The organism is Epilithonimonas tenax DSM 16811 (assembly GCF_000428485.1).
GTDB lineage: Bacteria > Bacteroidota > Bacteroidia > Flavobacteriales > Weeksellaceae > Epilithonimonas > Epilithonimonas tenax.
The window spans coordinates 1-17,426 of record NZ_AUAA01000036.1; the positions used below are offsets into that span (position 1 = coordinate 1).

Below are 17,426 nucleotides of genomic sequence, written 5' to 3' on the forward strand. Positions count from 1 at the left end.
GAGGTAATGGTTTACATGACGATGATTGCATCAATGTTACTTTTGATCTATAAAAAAGCAAACGAATTGAGTTATAAAACTTCCAAAAGACGCATTGCAATGGAGCTTCGAGACATGATTACAGCTATTCTGATTGTTTTCGCAGGCGGAGATCCTGCTAAAGTCTTTAAAACATAAAAAATGGTCGGAATTTTCTTCCGACCATGACTATCCAAATTGGAATCTCTTTTTTTATTTCTAAATAGTATCTTATTTCTTTCTCTTGGCAATAGATTTTGCTTTTTGCTGAGCCCTGTTTGCCCCAAATTTTTTCGGTTCTTTTCTCTTGCTCGGTCCACCCATATTGGTTTTCTTGTTCTTGGCTTTCTTCTCGTGGAAAGCAGAATCGCCTTCGTTCAGTTTGGCAGTAGTTAAGAATTTCATCTTCACTTCCTCCTGTTCTGATGCGATTTTTAGTTTTGAGATCGTTACAGCTTCCGGGAATTCGGTTTTTTTGATTTCTCTGTCCATCAAAAGTTCGATATCCAAAAGTTGTGCTTCTTCTTTTTTGGTAAAGAAACTGATAGAGATCCCTTCTTTGTCCGCACGACCAGTTCTACCGATTCTGTGGATATACTGTTCCGGAACTTCTGGAATCTCGAAGTTGAAAACGTGCGAAATATCCGGAATATCCAGACCTCTCGCCATAATATCTGTGGTGATCACGCCTCGCAATTCTTCATTGGTGAATTCCTGCATCACTCTCAAACGGAAATTCTGAGATTTGTTGGAATGGATCACACCAAATTGATCAGGAAATTCCACATTCAGTTTTTCGAAGATCAGGTCGGCGTGTTTTTTATTGTTAGCGAAAATCAGAATTTTTTCTAAATCCGTTTCTGTTTTAAGAAGGTGAATTAAGAGATTCAGTTTGGTGTTGAAATTCTCAACCGGAACTGCAGATTGTGAAATCTTCTCCAAAGGTGTTCCGGATCTTGCGAGTGAAATCTCAATCGGGCCAGCGAAATATTCGTTCAACAAAGCATCTACAGCATCGGTCATCGTCGCAGAAAAAAGAATATTTTGTCTTTTCTCCTTCATCATTTCGAAGATGTGCGTGAGCTGTGGACGGAAACCAAGATTCAACATTTCATCAAACTCATCGATGATCAATTTACCAACTTCTTTCAAAGAGATTGCGTTGTCAATCGCCAGATCCATGACTCTACCAGGCGTTCCCACCAAGATGTCGCAACCGTCATTGAACAATAATTTTTGTGTATTGATGTTTTTCCCACCGTAGATTCCTATTACTCTTGCGGTCAGATTCTCCGTCATTTTTGTGATGACTTCTGCTACCTGTACCACCAATTCTCTGGTTGGCACCAAAACTAAAACCGTTGGATTTCCTGTTTTGTTGTATTTCCAGGTTTTAAGAACCGGAAGTGTGTAAGCCAAAGTTTTACCTGTTCCGGTTTGGGCAATTCCCATCACGTCGCGTCCGGAAAGTATCGGTCCGATGCTTTTTTCCTGAATAGGTGTTGGTTCAAAAAGGTTGAGATCGGCTAGAACATCCAGAATCTTTTCCGGTAAATCGAAGTCTGCAAAAGTGGTTTTCATCTGAATTTATTTATTTTTTTAAGGTCCAATGGTGCATCCATAATAGTCTGAATATCTGATACAGAAATTTTGGAAGATGGATGGTTCATCTGGGAAAATTTATTTTAAGGTACTAAAGAGAAACTTAGAAAGTTGAATTTCTTTTTGGTTTCAATCGGCAAAGATAGGGATTTTGAAATCAAGGAGGAATTTTAATCTATAAGTCTAAGGTTCTATTCTACTTTCTAAATTATTAATTTCAATAAAATTATATCCAATATCGTAGACTTGATTTTGATATTTATAGAACCTTCCGTCTGTTTGCATATTGAAATCTTTATCAACATCAGAAAATTTTAATCTATACTTTTCATTAATATTAATATGAACTTTCTTACCATTTAAAATTCCATTTAAAAGTAGAAATCTTTCTGATTGCTCCAAAAAAATAATTTTTTCACCAATATAAAGATTGAAAAATGTGGGATTTGCAAGATTTTTGTTTGTTTCAAATTTAGATAATTTTATCAACTGGTATCTATACATTGCTTTCCTATATGCCATAATTAATTCTGATGGAGCTTCACCACCATAATCAGAAATGGTCTTAACAATTTCATTGTTTTTAACAAATGAAATAGTCACCGTATTTAAGTCAGTAAAATCAGCAGAATAGGAATTCTTAAGTCTATTTATATTCGTTTTTTTAAATGAATTTTCGATTTTCTGATATTGTGATTTTGAAATATTCGCAGTATAAAATCCATTAACCGTATTATATTTTTCACCTAAATAAAACACTTTTCCATTTTTATTGAACTCGACACTCATAATAGGACAAGTCCCGTAACATCCCGAAGATGAAATGATTATTTTATCGAAAGTTTCATTTGGATTTGGTTTGTAAGTTGGTTTGTAATACTTTAAATAATAGCCTTGATTTTTTTGAAGCGTTAAAGTGTCATCAGTAACAGAGATGATTTTATATTTATCCCAAGACTTTCCGATAGGATTACAGATTTTCAAACTGTCATCAGTGATTTCATAGTTTGTTGAATCACCTTTGTACAATATCCTTCTTTCCTCTCTAGATTTTCCCTCATCAAAATCAAAAAATCCGACTTTATCAATCAAAGTTCCATTTTCGTTAATAACAAAACCACCCAAATTTCCTAAAAACGGAGAAGATGGTTCTTCAATTAATTGTTTATTACCTGCTTGTTTTAATTTAACTTTTTTCACAAAATTCCATTCACCAACAATATTTTTTTCGAATTGTTTTTCTTTCTCAGATTTACAGGAAACCAAAATTATAATCAACAAAAATATTTGATAGAATGTTTTCATAAATTTAACAACTGGATTTACCCCTTCTGCTCCTCTCTCAAAATAATCCTGAAAGTAGTTCCTTTCCCCACTTCAGAATTGGCAATTTTAACTTCGCCTCTGTGATATTCTGTCACGACTCTTTTGGTTAAGGAAAGCCCCAATCCCCAACCACGTTTTTTGGTTGAGAATCCCGGTTTGAAGGCATTTCTGACTTGCTGCTTGGTCATTCCGCTTCCGGTATCGGTCACGTCTATATAAACGTTTTTATGTTTTTTGTAAAGACTGAGCTCCAGTCTCCCTTCGCCTTTCATCGCATCGACAGCATTTTTGATCAGGTTTTCTATCACCCAACTCATCAGGATTTTACTGTGCGGAATCAAAATCGGTTCGTACGTTTTTCTAAAAGTAAAATCAACTTTGGTAGAAATTCTGGATTTCAGATAATCAAAATTCTGCTGAACGGTTTCATTGATATCCAGATCATTCAGCGCAGGAATCGAACCTATTTTTGAGAATCTTTCAGAGATCGTTTTCAGCCTTTCAACATCTTTCTCCAGTTCTTTGACGCCCAAACCGTTTTCATCTTCAAGCTTCATAATCTCGACCCAGCCGATCATTGATGATAATGGTGTTCCAATCTGATGTGCCGTTTCTTTGGCCAAACCAGCCCAGACAAAACCCTCGTCGGTCTTCTTCAAAGTTCTCAGAAACCAAAAGGAAAAGATCAGATAAGCACCAATAAACAATGCAATCACGTAAGGATAATATCGAAAATAATTCAGCAGATCTGAGTTATCATAATAGATAAACTGATCTTCTCCGGATGGTAATTCTACGACAAAAGGATCGTAAGAATTTTCCATTTTCCTGATGAGATTCTTCAGTTTTACAGGATCTTGCTCTATATATTCGGGAACATTGGCTTGGAAAATCGGCGTTTTATTTTTGTCTGTAACAACAATTGGAAGATTGGTATTATCCTGCATTACAGCAAGATACAGCTCCTGAATCTTTGGGTCTGCTGAAATCTCATCGTCTGTATAAGCTTTTAAAGCTGTGCCGATCAGATTAATTTTCTGAATCTCCTGTTTCCTAAGATTGTCAATAATTAGAAAAGAAGAAACTGCAATACCAAGTACAATCGCCGTGAGTATAAAGTACACCACCCAACTGTTGATCCTTTTCAGAAAATTAAAACCTTTCATTCTTGCTTATAAAACGGCAATTTAGGAATTTATTGTATAAGATGTTAGATTTTAGACCTTAGATATTAGACTAAAAATCAAGATTAATTTAGATATTTGTACTCGATAAAATTAAAGACAATGATTACGATTCAGAATACAAAACTAAAAGCCACTTTCAATGAACTGGGTGCAGAATTGGTTTCGCTTATCAATCTTGAAACCGGGAAAGAACTTATCTGGGAAGGAAATCCTGATTTTTGGGCTGGAAAAAGTCCCGTATTGTTTCCCACAGTTGGTGCTTTGAAAGATGACAAATACGTTTTCGACGGCGCCACATACGAAATGCCACGCCACGGATTTGCAAGGCGAAAGTTTTTTGACGTCAAAAGCTCAACGGAGAGTGAAGAAGTGGTTTTTGAACTGAATTCTGATGAGGAAACGCTGAAGTTTTATCCTTTCGATTTCAGTTTGGAAATCAAATATACTTTGACTGATAACAAATTGACGGTTTCTTACACGGTGAAAAACACATCAAAAAACGAAATGTATTTTTCTCTGGGCGCACATCCTGGATTTGCAATCGATACAAAAAACGGGTTGAAATATGATGATTATGAAATCGGCTTCTCTGATGACGAAAAACTGGAAATCCATCCATTGATTGATAATCTAATAGGTCAGCAAACCGAAACTATCTATCTCGAAAACAATACGTTGCCGCTGTCCTACGAGCTGTTCGCCAAAGATGCTTTGGTAATGACGGAAATGAAAAGTAAAGAATTGATTCTGAGAAATCATCAAAACGATCATAAAATAGTTTTCACATTTTCCAATTTCCCTTATTTCGGGATTTGGGCCGCAAAAAATGCGGATTTTGTTTGTCTGGAACCTTGGCAAGGCATTGCTGATCTGGAAGATCACAATCAGGAATTGACAGAGAAATTTGGGATTTTGAAACTGGAAATTAGTGGTGAATGGAAAGCTGATTGGGCGGTTGAGATTGTGTAAAATTTAACTATGAAGGCCAACCGATTAATTAGACCATTATTACTTTCGACTTTTTTGATAAGTTGCCAATCAGCGATTATAAATACATCAAAAGATGTACCTTTTGAAGGCATCAATGAGTCACTTAATCTCTATGCATTCGTTGGAGAAAAAATATCAGTGATAGAATTTGACCCTAATGAAAAGCAAGATAAAAATCAAAAGTCTGAAAAAATAGCAGATGAAGAAACAGGCGATTCTGTCACTGTTATTAAAGAAAAATATGTGATGGACAATGCTTTCCGATGCAAATACAAAGTCATCAGCAAAATATTGAATGATACCAAAACAGACACGATCGAATTTTTAGCTTATGACCATTATGGAAGTCCTGGGTTTGCGGAAAAAGATACTGTTATACTATATTTAATAAAAAACAAAGATGATGGTCATTTTTTTCATCACAAATATCAATTTGACAATGTTTTCAAAGACAAAGATGGAAATTACTTCAGTTATCCAAAATTCATTTCAAGTGAAGACCAAACAGATGGAATTGATGTTCTAAAAGGTTTTGCCGCCCATTTAAAAAATGAAAGATTCAACGTTTCGCACTTAAATGATGATTCACGACAAAGATATTATCCAAAACTGTTTTATAAAATTGAAAACCATATTGCAATACCTATCAAAGGAATCTACTTGTCTGAATTGATAAATTACAGATTGAAAACTACATTTAAAGATTTGTGAAATTATCATTTCTTAAAAACAAAAAAGTGTCAGAAAATCTCTGACACTTTTTTGTGATGTTCTACAACGTTTCCTTCAGCCAATCAAAGAATTCTCTCTGCCAAACCAAACCGTTTTGTGGGTGAAGTACCCAATGGTTTTCGTTCGGAAAGTACAAGAATTTGGTTTTCAGACCTTTCAGTTTCGCCGCCTGGAACGCTTCCTGTCCTTGCTCGTATGGCACCCGGAAATCTATTCCGCCCTGGATGACCATCATCGGCTTGTTCCATTGGTGCACAAAATTACTTGGGTTGAAGTCCGAATAGGCTTTCGGCGTTGGTTTTTGCCAATAGTTTCCGCCCAAATCCCAATTGGCGAACCACAGTTCCTCAGTGGTTCCGTACCAAGATTTCATATCAAACAAACCATCATGTGCAATAAAGGTTTTGAATCTATTTTCGTGAACGCCAGCCAGCATAAATACAGAATATCCGCCGTAACTCGCGCCAACAGCTGCTACTCTACTGCCATCTACGTAAGGCAACGTTTTGGCAAAATCGGTTGCCGACAAATAATCTTTGATAGGTTGTCCACCCCAGTCTCCGCTGATTGCTTCGTTCCATTTTACGCCCCAGCCCGGCATTCCGCGTCTGTTGGGGGCCACTACGATGTAGCCGTTTGCAGCCATCAAAGCGAAGTTCCATCTGGTGGAGAAAAACTGCGTGAGTGCAGATTGTGGTCCGCCTTGACAATAAACTAAGGTTGGATATTTTTTATTGGGATCAAAGTTGGGTGGGTAATGAAACCAGACGCCCATCTCCTTTCCATCTGTCGTTTTCACCATTTTAAGTTCGGATTTCCCGAAAGTTAATTGGTTGTAATTGTCTTTATTAATATCGGTAATCTGTTTTAAAGAAGCATTTTTAAGATCCACCTCGAAGAGATCCGCATTGTGATTGATATCTGTTTTTGTCACCCAAAGTTTGCCTTTGTTTTCCAGAACGATCTCATTGATATCAAAATCGCCTTTCGTGATCTGTTTAACCGATTTGTTTTTCACATCCACAGAAAATAACTGTTTTGTTCCTCTGAAAGCTGAAGTGAAATAAATCTGTTTCGCGTCCTGGCTCCAGGCAGCCTCGCCAGTTAGACTTTCGTCCCAAGCTTTTGTCAGATTTTCTGACTTCATCGACTTCCAATCCATTACCATAATGTCATTTTTGTCTGCTTCATAACCATCTCTGGCCATAGAGTTCCAAAGCAGAAATTGCCCATCCGGACTGAATTTCGGGTTCACATCGTAACCCATCATTCCTTCTGTGATATTTTTGGTAACGCCACTTGCAAGATCATAACAATAGAGGTCTGTATTGGTGCTTTGTGCATAGTCTGCGCCGCTTTTCTTTTTGGAAACGTAAAGCAATTGCGAAGAATCCGGACTCCAGACAAAATCTTCTGCACCACCAAATGGTTTCTGAGGCGAATCGAAAGGTTTACCATCCAAAAGATCTTTTGCTTTATCTACAGATTCCGAAGTATTAACTGTGAAAACGTGGTTGTAAGAACCTTCGTTGAAAGCATCCCAATGACGGTGGTTCAGGTCTGTATAAATCTGGGCCGTTGTTTTTGGCAAATCTTTATACTTGTCTTTCCCCAGAAGATTTTCGGTATGAACGGCCTTGCTGAAAGCTACTTTTTTCCCATCCGGAGAGATCACGATGTTGTCAACTTCGCCGATGTTATAAAATTCTGTCCAGGTTTTTCCGGCATCTTTTGATAAATAAATTTTGTTGTTTTCTAAAGCATAAATCCCGTTTTTGTCCCATTGGATCACACTCTTTTTGCCTAAATCAATTTTGGTAGATTTCCCGGCAAGATCCAGCCAAAAAGCTTCTGAATTGGACTTTTCTGTTTTGAGATCTGTTTTGCTGACTTTATAAATCAGCGACTGATGATCCGGAGAAACCGACTGAACGCCTAACCGATTGAGCGTCCACATGATTTCCGGTGTCATGACCTGTTGTGCATTCATCATAAAAGGTGCTGCTGCCATAGCAGTGAGGATATGTTTTAATTTCATTGAAGTGAATATAAATTAAGGTATTACAATTGAATCAGCTGCAGCCCGACTTGAGTGGAAATCCTTTTTTTTGCTATTGGGAAAGCCCAAGAAAAAAAAGATTGGGAACGGAAGGCGGAAATAGCTGCCCAAAATTAATTAAAAAAGATGCGATACCGTCAAAACCAGTTGGTAAAATAATTAGTTAAACACCAAAACCCTATCAACTCATTGATTTACAAGCCCTGTTTCATGAGTGTAAACTCCTCTGTCATTTTGAGTTTAATGAATTAAAACTCAATTTCAGGAAGCTGGTGAATTGATTGATAAATCCGAAAAAGTAATTTCAAAAAAAATGATTTCTTGGGAAGTAAAATTGATCTGTCCAGACTTAATAACCATGGTTGATTTCGCTAAACAGAAACCATTAAGCAAGGAAACGAACATTGTGAAATTTATTAAGAAATAAGTTTTATTATTGATTAAAATCCATATATTTGCGCTTCAAAATTTATTACTAAGACTATACTATGAGCACAATATTTACGCTGTTTATGATCCTGATTATCATTGCTAGCATCTTATTAGTTATCATCATCATGGCTCAGAATCCTAAAGGAGGCGGTCTTTCCGGGACTTTCGGAGGTGCATCTGCTACCAATTTTGGTGTGCAGAGAACCAATGATTTTATGGAAAAAGCAACTTGGACTCTAGGAGGAACTATTGTTGTTTTGATTTTCCTAAGCATTATCCTTACAGGAAAACCTTCGCAAGTGATACCTACAATGCCTGCACCCGCAAAATCTGAAGCACCTGTAAAACAGGCTCCAGCCAACACGGCACCAGCAACACAGGTTCCTGTAAGCAAATAATAGAAACTTATTCTAAGAATAAAAATCGCCTCGAAATATTCGGGGCGATTTTGTTTGTGGTATTTTAGTCTCTTCTTATTTTCTTGTCATCCAGACATCTTTCCATCAACACTTTGAAGCAATCTCCTAGATCATCAGACGCTCTGCAAATGGCTGCCTCCAGCATTGTACGAACTTGTTTCTCGGTGACGCCGGCTTCTGTCCAGCTTTTTGCTGAAGTGTGCGCATTCAGGATAAAGGGCATGATTCTATCAATCGCACAGGCAAATATTGCATCAGGTGTTTTCTCCTCCTCGAACTCTATCCAGAGCTGGTAAAACTCGGTAGAAAGCGGCTCATCCAAAATCCCGAAGATTCTTTTGGCAGCAATCTTTTCACGTTCGAATTTCCCCTTCATCCCTTCTTCATCAAACAGAAAAGTGTCACCGGCATCTATCTCTACCAGGTCGTGAATGGAGAGCATTCTGATCACTCTCAGGAGGTTGATCTCCGTATTATCTTTTGCATAAGGGTAAAGAACCTGGGCCAGAACAACGATTTGCCAGCTGTGTTCTGCCGTGTTTTCTCTCCGTGAATCGTCTGCGTTGTAATTTCTTCTGTTCACATTTTTGAGAGCATCTATTGCTAAGATGAAATCTATTTCTTTTTGGATCTTCATGGTTGACTTTATGTTGATTTCTAATGCCAGAAGCAGGGCGTTCTACAATTCTGTACCGGATTCTATCTCGTACGGTTCTTTTCCTTTTTCGAAGATCCTCGTTAGTTCTGAACCTTCTGTTGTGATTCTGTTCCCGACTCTTCTGATCCAGTTGCCTTCCCGAAGCCCGACAACTTTGAGATCATTCTGCGTGAGGAATTCTTTGATCCTGGTTTCTCTGGTTTCGCCATTGTGCTTGATCTCAGGGTTTGGATTCAGATAATGCGGATTGATATTGAAAGGAACCAATCCCATACAGTCGAAACTTGCAGGATAAACGATCGGCATATCATTGGTGGTTTTCATATTGACGCCGCCAATGTTGCTGCCTGCACTGCAACCAAGATAGGGTTTTTCTAATTCTACATTTTGCTTCAGGACTTTCATCAATCCCAATTCGTGGAGGGTTTTGACTAAAAGAAAAGTGTTGCCGCCGCCCGTGAAGAATCCCTGTGCGGAATTGACCGCTTCTGTTTTATCTTCAAATTCGTGAAGACCTTTGACATTGATACTGATGCTTGCGAAAAACTCCTTTGCTTTTTGGGTGTAATCTTCGTGGGAAATGCCGCTTGGTCTGGCAAATGGAATGAAGATAATCTCTGTAATACCTTCATAAAGTTTGATCAGTTCTGGTTTCAAATATTCCAAATACTGACCGCCAAAAAGTGTGGAAGTAGATGCGAGGATGATGTTCATTTTTTTATAGTTGATGGTTGATGGTTGATGGTTGATGGTTGATGGTTCAAATTTCGGAATTGTTTTGCAATGTTGGTAGAAAACATTTTAGTTGTTGTGGTTCTTTTTTTGTTTTAATTTAAAACAAAAAAAGCCCGCAAAATAAATTGCGGGCTCAAATAAATTTGATTTTATATGAAGAAAAAAGAAGTTATTTGAGTGCTGTCAATAGATCTACACCATCTACAGTAGCCCAAGCTCCTGAGGTTAAGGCAACTTTGGTAACCGTTGTCGCATTTGTGAAAGTCTTGCCACCATTTGGTGTGTAAGCATAACCCCAAGCGCCAAGATTGTCAGAATCTGCATAATTGATAGGTTCAACCTTTACTTTACCTGTAAGAACTTGACTCGTTTCTGTTGCTGCATCCTGGATCAAAACAGAGTAAGCCGATTTACCGCCAGTGTTTTTGTAACCGCTGATATAAACATTGGAGAAGAGTCCTGTACCTTGTTTTTTGAACTGTATTGCAGAAACTTCTATAGATCCTGCAGTTTCGGGATTGGTGTTTGCATTTCTGAATAGTGTGATATTGGAAATTTTCGGAGGTGTGTTGTCCACGTTTGAAGAAGATTCTATTTCCATTCCGAAGTTACCAATTCCTGTTTGGTAAGCAAACCAGTTGGTATTGTTCTGTCCGCTCCAAGCATCTTGCCAGTCAAAAGAGTCATCATAATTACCGTAAGAAACGATATTTTTTGCACTCACAGTTCCTCCAAAAAATTCGTAGCCGTCATCTGTGCCTTTGTACGCCACAAGATTTTCTAAAACAGTTCCTGCACCTACGGAATAGAAAGTAAATGTATTGGTTTCAGAAGTTCCGTCTCCGATTTTTTTCCCTGCATATTCTACTCTTACATATTTTAAAACACCAGAATTAGAATTGGCATCAGATCCACCGTAATAAACCGCATTACCGTCTTCTGAAAGTGCAGTTGTATTGCCATTAACGGCTTTGATAGGCGCACTGCCGTAAAGCGTAATACCGCCCCAATCACCAGGAACTTTGGTAGCTGTAGAAAAGACAATTGGTTCTGATGCCGTTCCCTGAGCATCTATTTTGCCATCTTGAAGGACTACAAGGCTGCTTGTTTTTGCAGTAGATACCGTAAAGTTGGCACCTGGTTCTATTGTAATTGTAGCACCGTTTGTGATTTTCACCACACCTTCCAGCGTGTAATTACCTTTTTTAATTAATAAATTTTTTGTGATCGTTCCAGTTAGGTTGCCACTTCCACTCATAACACCATCAGTTGTTGTAGGGGTCGTGGGCGTAGTTGTAGAATTTTCGAATCCATCTGTAATGTCAACAGAACAAGAAGTAATGGTTGTGCCTAGGATGGCTGCAATTGCAATTAATTGTAAAACGTTCTTTTTCATTTTATATCTATTTTATTTATTAGAAAGTGTAAGCCACTGTGGCGCTGAAATCTACACCGCCGTAGTAATTTTTGTAATTAAGGTTTGTATAGGCATTCATTGGGATATAGCTTCTATCGCCTAGTTCCAATTTGTATTTTGCATTAAGAATATTTTTCACACTGAATTTCAAATTCCAGTTTTTGTCAATTTGTTTTTGAGCAACAAAATCTAATAGATTGATTGGTTTTTCGTAAAACACATCGGCACCCGCAGCTCCAACCGTATAGATTTTTTTACCACTTACATTATAAACCAAAGACAAAATGGTTGGGAAGTTCTTGGCATTTTTGATCTCATACTTCAAGTCGGCATTGATGACGTACGGCGCAGCTCCCTGCAAAGCTCTTTTGTGAAGCATATCATCAGTAAAGCCCGGAATATTAGGTTTTTCAGTTTTCAATTGGTCTACACTTCTCTTCACATCAGAATACATCAAGGTAACGTTGGTTCCAAAAGTAAATTGATCCAGAGATTCTGAAAATCTAGATAGAGAGACAATTGCTTCCAACTCTATCCCAGCCAACTGTGCTGATTTTGCATTGAAAAATGTCTCTGTAACTCCAGTAGCATTACTGGATGCTAAGAAAGACCTCTCTATCGGATTATTAAGTCTTTTCGCAAAAATATTGGCTGAGAAAAGTTCTTTTGCTGAAGGATAAAATTCCCATTTCAAATCAACATTGTAATTTTCGCTGTTTTTAACATTAGGATTTCCTTGGATTTGCGAGTTATCAGGATTGATATAAGTAATAGGCATCAACTCGATAAGAACTGGTCTTGTCAAAGTTTTGCTGAATGAAAATCTAAGGTTGCTCTTGCTGTTCAAAGCTTTTTTGATGGAAAGTGATGGCAAAAAATAATCTTTATTTTTAACAATTTCATTCGGATGATCGGCACTCAACTCATAATATCTGATGATGCTCATCTCATTTTCGTACCTGCCACCCAGTAAAATATCCCAAGTATCATTCGGCTTTAGATTTAGGCTTAGATAACCTGCATTCACGAACTGATAGAGATTGGATAAAAACTGCGAAGCATCGGACCCTTCTTCATAATGAAGAAAACCATTGTTGATAGAATTATTAAAAACAGAATCTGGACTATCGACGTTTACAATGACCGTTCTGTTAGCGAAATCTGTAGGATTAGGTCTTCCGTAGATAAACCGGTATGAGTTCTTTCTGATGTCCGCAAATCCATTGTAACCCAAGCTCAACTGTATCGGATACTCTTTTCTTTCGCCTTTGTTTCCGAAAAAACCAGTGTATTCTGCAAAACCAGAGCTGTAGAATTTGGAATCAACATCCAGATATTGTCTTACCAGGTTATTACCTCCGTAACTCATTCTTAGTTGTCCTTCGGGAAGCATCTTACCATTGAGATCAGTCCTAGTTCCTTCCATAATCTTACGATCTGGCTGGCTGTAATTATTGATGACATAACTTCCTCCCACTTTGATCTGATGCCTTTCGTTCAGTTTCTGAGACGCTAATAATTGCAGGTCCAAGAATCGGGAAATATCCATCTGGTTGGTTCGGAAAAACGTCAAATCCCTGTTCAGGGTTTCACCATTTTTGTATCCTAAGTTATCCTGAATCAGATTGGATACATTTTGCAAATAAATAGAATTCAATTGGATATTGGTTCCTTTATTTTTATATGCTAATCCCAACAATGCAGAGGATTCTAGATTGTAATTATATTCTTTTTGAGAAAGCTCATTGCTGTAAATCACTTCGCTTCCGTTGGAAATGATTTGATTGTTTTGTCCCTCGTTATATTTGTAATTGCTAGCCTGGTTCAATGAAAAAAGAACACCTAAACTTCCGCTTTCTCCCGCTTTAACTTTCTGTACCGTTGTAAAACCGATACTTGTATTAGGAAGAGATTTCACATTATCAACGTTCCAGGAATCTTTGAAATCCTTAAGAGACTGTTCTTTGCTGAATTTGTAATTGTCTGGTCTGTTATTTCTAACAGCAGATGGCAATCTCCTGTCGTTAGAATTAAGACCCAAATAACCTCCGAAACCATCCGCACCTTGAGCCATTTTGAAATTTCTAAAAGTACTTTCTGTATTGACACCAATCCCAAATTCTACCTTACTGAACGCTTTATCAATCGTCAAAGTCTCAATATCGAAAGTAGCACCTGCAAAATCTCCGTAAAGATTGGAATTAAAAGTTTTGTAGATATTTAGCTTCCCGACAACATCAGTAGGAAACTGCTTCAAAGCAATGATTTCCTGGAATGGATTGTTGGATGGCGAGCCAAGACCGTTGATCAAAAGATAATTGTAACGCTCTTCCAAACCTCTTACGAAAAGTCCACGTCCTTCTACCGTGGTGATTCCGGTTACCTTCGTAAGTCCTTGCTCTACATTGGAAATTCCTTTTCTGGAAATCTCCTCTGCACTGATCGCTTGTTTCTGGATGACGGCCTTCTTCTGCTCACCCAACACTGCTGCTTCCGTCTTTTTGTTGGTACTTACATTGATTTTTACCTCATCGATTTTCTTCTCGCCTTTCAGCGTATCAGTTGTAGTTTGAGCCAACAACATTGTGGTGGACATACAAAGAAACAAAGCACTGATGCTTATTGTTTTTACTTTCATTTTGACTTTACTTTTTTCTTCGTTGCCAAAGAAATGCTTTGATAAGCAATCGGAATGTATAAGAATTAATAACTATTCTTTAACATCCTGTTAAGAAAACCAAGATGATGTTAAATGAAAGTTAACAGATTACGTCGATTTAAAAAACTGTTCATTTATTGTTAAATTTGCAGCAGATTAACTTAACTACGGAATTTCACTAAAATATTTAAAATACTACAAATCAGTATTTTGAACTTTTAAATTGGTGTTAACATCAGAAATTTCCCAAAAATCACTCTTAAAATGGATTTTACCCAAGCTTTAGAAATTTTACAATCCGGCGGAACAATACTTTACCCTACCGACACGATCTGGGGAATCGGCTGCGATGCGACCAACACAGATGCCATCAAAAAAATATTTGACATCAAAAAAAGAGAAGCCAACAAATCACTCATTATATTAGTAGAATCCGAAAAGCGCCTGCAAGACCTAGTAGACGTGCCGGAAATGGCGTGGCAAATCATGGATGTCAGCGAAAAACCTGTAACCATCGTTTATGACAACCCGAAAAACTTGCCCAAAGAACTACTCGCCGAAGACGGAAGCATCGGAATCCGCCTGGTAAAAAATGATTTCTGCAAAAAACTCATCACAAAACTCAACAAACCTCTGGTCTCCACGTCTGCCAACCTAAGCGGACAAACATCACCTTTGAAATTTTCTGACATATCACAAGAGATCAAAAATGCCGTAGATTACACCATAGAAGAATTCCACGACAAGGTATCAGAATTTCCGGGATCTTCTGTAATCAAAATCTGGAACAACAGCCAGATCAAAATCCTAAGAGCATAAAAAAAACCAGCGGATGACCTTTTGCAAGATCATCCGCCGGAAAAATAAACTATGAAAAAAAACTACTTTTTGTACTTACTCTCATCGCAAAAAAAATACCGAACGACTTTTTCGGACAAAATTGCTTAAATGCAGTTTCCCTACTACTAATAAATGTCAAAAAGTCCTGATTATTAAGCATCTGGGCGTATCTTCCTGTTTTTCCCCAAGCCAAAGCCCACGCAAAAAACAGGAAGACCGCGCTATCCGCTACTATCTTTTTTATGGGCTGGCAAGCCCACAAAAAAGGATAACCGCTACTATCGCTTACGCGCTTCGCATAGTACAAACTTTTCCCAAAAGCATTACCTTTGCCTATTATTATAAGTGATAATTGATAAACGATTAATGATCACAATTACCTAATATTTTATTTGCCAATGATTATCAACCTAGCTCAAAACAAAAACCTCAAACTTTTCAAAATCATTTCGGAAGTCGCTTCCAGAAACGGTCAATCTGTTTACGCCGTGGGCGGTTTCGTACGCGATCTGATGATGAAAAGAAAAGCACCAACTGACATCGATTTTGTCACAGAAGCCAGCGGGATAGAACTGGCAGAAGCCATAGCCAAAGAAATTGATCCCAAAACAAAAGTAGCCGTTTTCAAAACTTATGGCACAGCAATGTTCCGCTACAAAGATCTGGAACTGGAGTTTGTTGGCGCAAGAAAAGAAAGCTACAGCGAGGATTCCAGAAAACCATCTGTGGAAATCGGTACGATCCAAGATGACCAGAAACGCCGCGATTTTACCATCAATGCCATGGCCATTTCCCTTAATCAGGAAAACTTCGGGGAACTGATTGATCCCTTTGATGGCCTGGGTGATCTGAACAGAAAAACACTGAGAACACCACTGGAACCACACCAGACCTATTCCGACGATCCACTCAGAATGATGCGTGCCATCCGATTTGCAAGCACTTTGGATTTTACAATCGAGGAAAACTCTCTCCAAGCCATCAAAGACGAAGCGGAAAGGATGAAAATCGTTTCTATGGAACGGATCATGGTAGAATTCAATAAAATAATGCTTTCCGAAAAGCCTTCCAAAGGACTGAAACTTCTGGAAGAAACGTCACTTTTAAAATACATTCTTCCAGAATTGACTGCGCTGAAAGGCATTGAAGATATCGACGGACAGACACATAAAGACAATTTTTACCACACACTGGCTGTAGTGGATAACATCTGTGAAAACACAAACCAACTCTGGCTGCGCTGGTCAGCATTACTCCACGATATCGGAAAAGCACCGACAAAAAAGTTTGTAGAAGGCATCGGCTGGAGTTTCCACGGCCACGAATTTCTGGGTTCCAAAATGATCAAATCGATTTTCAAACGCTTGAAACTCCCATTGGGGCAAGAACAGAAATATGTAGAAAAGATGGTAAGAATGCACGCAAGACCCATTGCGCTGATTACGGATGACGCTTCGGATTCTGCTTTGCGCCGTTTGCTTTTCGATGCTGGAGAAGATCTGGAAGACCTTTTCACACTCTGCAAATCCGATATTACGACCAAGAATTATTCTAAGCAATCCAAATTCAAACAAAACTTTGAATATGTGGCCAAAAAAATCAAAGAAGTGGAGGAGAAAGACCAGGTCAGAAACTTTCAACCGCCCATTTCAGGCGAAGAAATTATGGAATTATTCGGATTGAAACCTGGCAGAGAAATCGGAATTCTGAAAGAGAAAGTAAAAGAAGCAATTCTTGAAGGAGAAATCAAAAATGACAAAATTGAAGCCAGAGAATTTGTAATTAATGAAGCTGGAAAGTTGGGATTGACTTTAGTAATTAACAATGAATAAAGAAGAATTAATAAAAATAATTGGGCAAAAGCTTTCCGAAAAAATCGAAAATTTCGAAAAACTCATCGCTGAAACCCGCGCATCCAGCAACGATACCAAAAGCTCTATGGGCGACAAGTACGAGACCGGAAGAGAAATGCTGCAGCAGGAAATCAACAATCTACAAGGTCAGTTGAATGAGATTTTGAAACAAAAGGATTTTCTCAAAACCATCTTACCAAAACCTTCCGATAAGGCCGAAAAAGGCGCGATTGTAAAAACCGACAAAGGCTTGTTCTTTATCTCGGTTTCTTTGGGTGAAATCAAAATTAACAACGAAAAGATCATCTGCATCTCACCAGAATCTCCATTGGCAAAAGCGATGAACGGCAAACTGACAAATGACGTCTTTACTTTGAATACGATAAGTCAGAAGATTCTGGATATCAGGTAATATCCTTCAAAAAGACCAACAAAAGCCTTATTGCTTCAAAATGAATCATTTATGAAATAATTAACGTTTCATAAGCTTGCTTTGCAT

The 17,426-nt window shown here is 38.0% G+C and carries 14 protein-coding genes; 6 read left to right on the forward strand and 8 right to left on the reverse strand.

Annotation, left to right across the window (positions count from 1 at the left end):
* Window positions 1-249 precede the first annotated feature (249 nt).
* From F564_RS0113990 to F564_RS0114005, 3 genes are all read right to left on the reverse strand, one after another.
* Entirely contained in the window at window positions 250-1,599 is a 1,350-nt protein-coding gene (locus F564_RS0113990) for a DEAD/DEAH box helicase (protein ID WP_028123199.1), read from the reverse strand.
* Window positions 1,600-1,803: 204 nt separating this feature from the next.
* Window positions 1,804-2,925: a DUF6438 domain-containing protein gene (locus F564_RS0114000; protein ID WP_028123200.1), complete on the reverse strand. Its 1,122-nt coding sequence runs from the start codon at window positions 2,923-2,925 to the stop codon at window positions 1,804-1,806.
* A 17-nt stretch (window positions 2,926-2,942) separates the two neighbouring features.
* Entirely contained in the window at window positions 2,943-4,112 is a 1,170-nt protein-coding gene (locus tag F564_RS0114005) for a sensor histidine kinase (protein ID WP_028123201.1), read from the reverse strand.
* 120 nt (window positions 4,113-4,232) lie between these two features.
* Here F564_RS0114005 and F564_RS0114010 point away from each other — a divergent pair, with 120 nt between their 5' ends.
* Window positions 4,233-5,102: an aldose 1-epimerase family protein gene (locus F564_RS0114010; protein WP_028123202.1), complete on the forward strand. Its 870-nt coding sequence runs from the start codon at window positions 4,233-4,235 to the stop codon at window positions 5,100-5,102.
* 9 nt (window positions 5,103-5,111) lie between these two features.
* The gene (locus F564_RS0114015) at window positions 5,112-5,834 is read left to right on the forward strand and encodes a hypothetical protein (RefSeq protein ID WP_028123203.1); all 723 of its coding nucleotides are present in this window, start codon (window positions 5,112-5,114) and stop codon (window positions 5,832-5,834) included.
* Between the two features lie 61 nt (window positions 5,835-5,895).
* On the opposite strand, the gene F564_RS0114020 is transcribed toward F564_RS0114015, so the two are convergent.
* Window positions 5,896-7,893: a S9 family peptidase gene (locus tag F564_RS0114020; protein WP_028123204.1), complete on the reverse strand. Its 1,998-nt coding sequence runs from the start codon at window positions 7,891-7,893 to the stop codon at window positions 5,896-5,898.
* 509 nt (window positions 7,894-8,402) lie between these two features.
* Here F564_RS0114020 and secG point away from each other — a divergent pair.
* Entirely contained in the window at window positions 8,403-8,744 is a 342-nt protein-coding gene (secG, locus tag F564_RS19330; RefSeq protein ID WP_034981683.1) for a preprotein translocase subunit SecG, read from the forward strand.
* Window positions 8,745-8,808: 64 nt separating this feature from the next.
* On the opposite strand, the gene F564_RS0114035 is transcribed toward secG, so the two are convergent.
* From F564_RS0114035 to F564_RS0114050, 4 genes are all read right to left on the reverse strand, one after another.
* Entirely contained in the window at window positions 8,809-9,402 is a 594-nt protein-coding gene (locus tag F564_RS0114035; RefSeq protein WP_028123205.1) for an HD domain-containing protein, read from the reverse strand.
* 42 nt (window positions 9,403-9,444) lie between these two features.
* Window positions 9,445-10,137 carry a dipeptidase PepE gene (pepE, locus tag F564_RS0114040; RefSeq protein WP_028123206.1) on the reverse strand — a complete coding sequence of 231 codons (693 nt, stop codon included), beginning with the start codon at window positions 10,135-10,137 and terminating at the stop codon, window positions 9,445-9,447.
* A gap of 190 nt (window positions 10,138-10,327) precedes the next feature.
* Window positions 10,328-11,554 carry a hypothetical protein gene (locus F564_RS0114045; protein WP_028123207.1) on the reverse strand — a complete coding sequence of 409 codons (1,227 nt, stop codon included), beginning with the start codon at window positions 11,552-11,554 and terminating at the stop codon, window positions 10,328-10,330.
* A gap of 19 nt (window positions 11,555-11,573) precedes the next feature.
* On the reverse strand, window positions 11,574-14,213 hold the full coding sequence (locus F564_RS0114050) for a TonB-dependent receptor plug domain-containing protein (protein WP_028123208.1): 2,640 nt from the start codon (window positions 14,211-14,213) through the stop codon (window positions 11,574-11,576).
* Between the two features lie 285 nt (window positions 14,214-14,498).
* On the opposite strand from F564_RS0114050, the gene F564_RS0114055 reads away from it, so the two are divergent.
* The 3 genes from F564_RS0114055 to F564_RS0114070 all read left to right on the forward strand — a co-directional run bounded on the left by F564_RS0114055 (window position 14,499) and on the right by F564_RS0114070 (window position 17,339).
* Window positions 14,499-15,053: an L-threonylcarbamoyladenylate synthase gene (locus F564_RS0114055; RefSeq protein WP_028123209.1), complete on the forward strand. Its 555-nt coding sequence runs from the start codon at window positions 14,499-14,501 to the stop codon at window positions 15,051-15,053.
* A 419-nt stretch (window positions 15,054-15,472) separates the two neighbouring features.
* Window positions 15,473-16,906: a CCA tRNA nucleotidyltransferase gene (locus tag F564_RS0114065; RefSeq protein WP_028123211.1), complete on the forward strand. Its 1,434-nt coding sequence runs from the start codon at window positions 15,473-15,475 to the stop codon at window positions 16,904-16,906.
* Window positions 16,899-17,339 (forward strand): hypothetical protein, encoded by a 441-nt coding sequence (locus F564_RS0114070; RefSeq protein ID WP_028123212.1) that lies wholly within the window; start codon window positions 16,899-16,901, stop codon window positions 17,337-17,339. Before F564_RS0114065 ends, F564_RS0114070 begins: the two co-directional genes overlap by 8 nt.
* The last annotated feature ends 87 nt before the right edge of the window (window positions 17,340-17,426 follow it).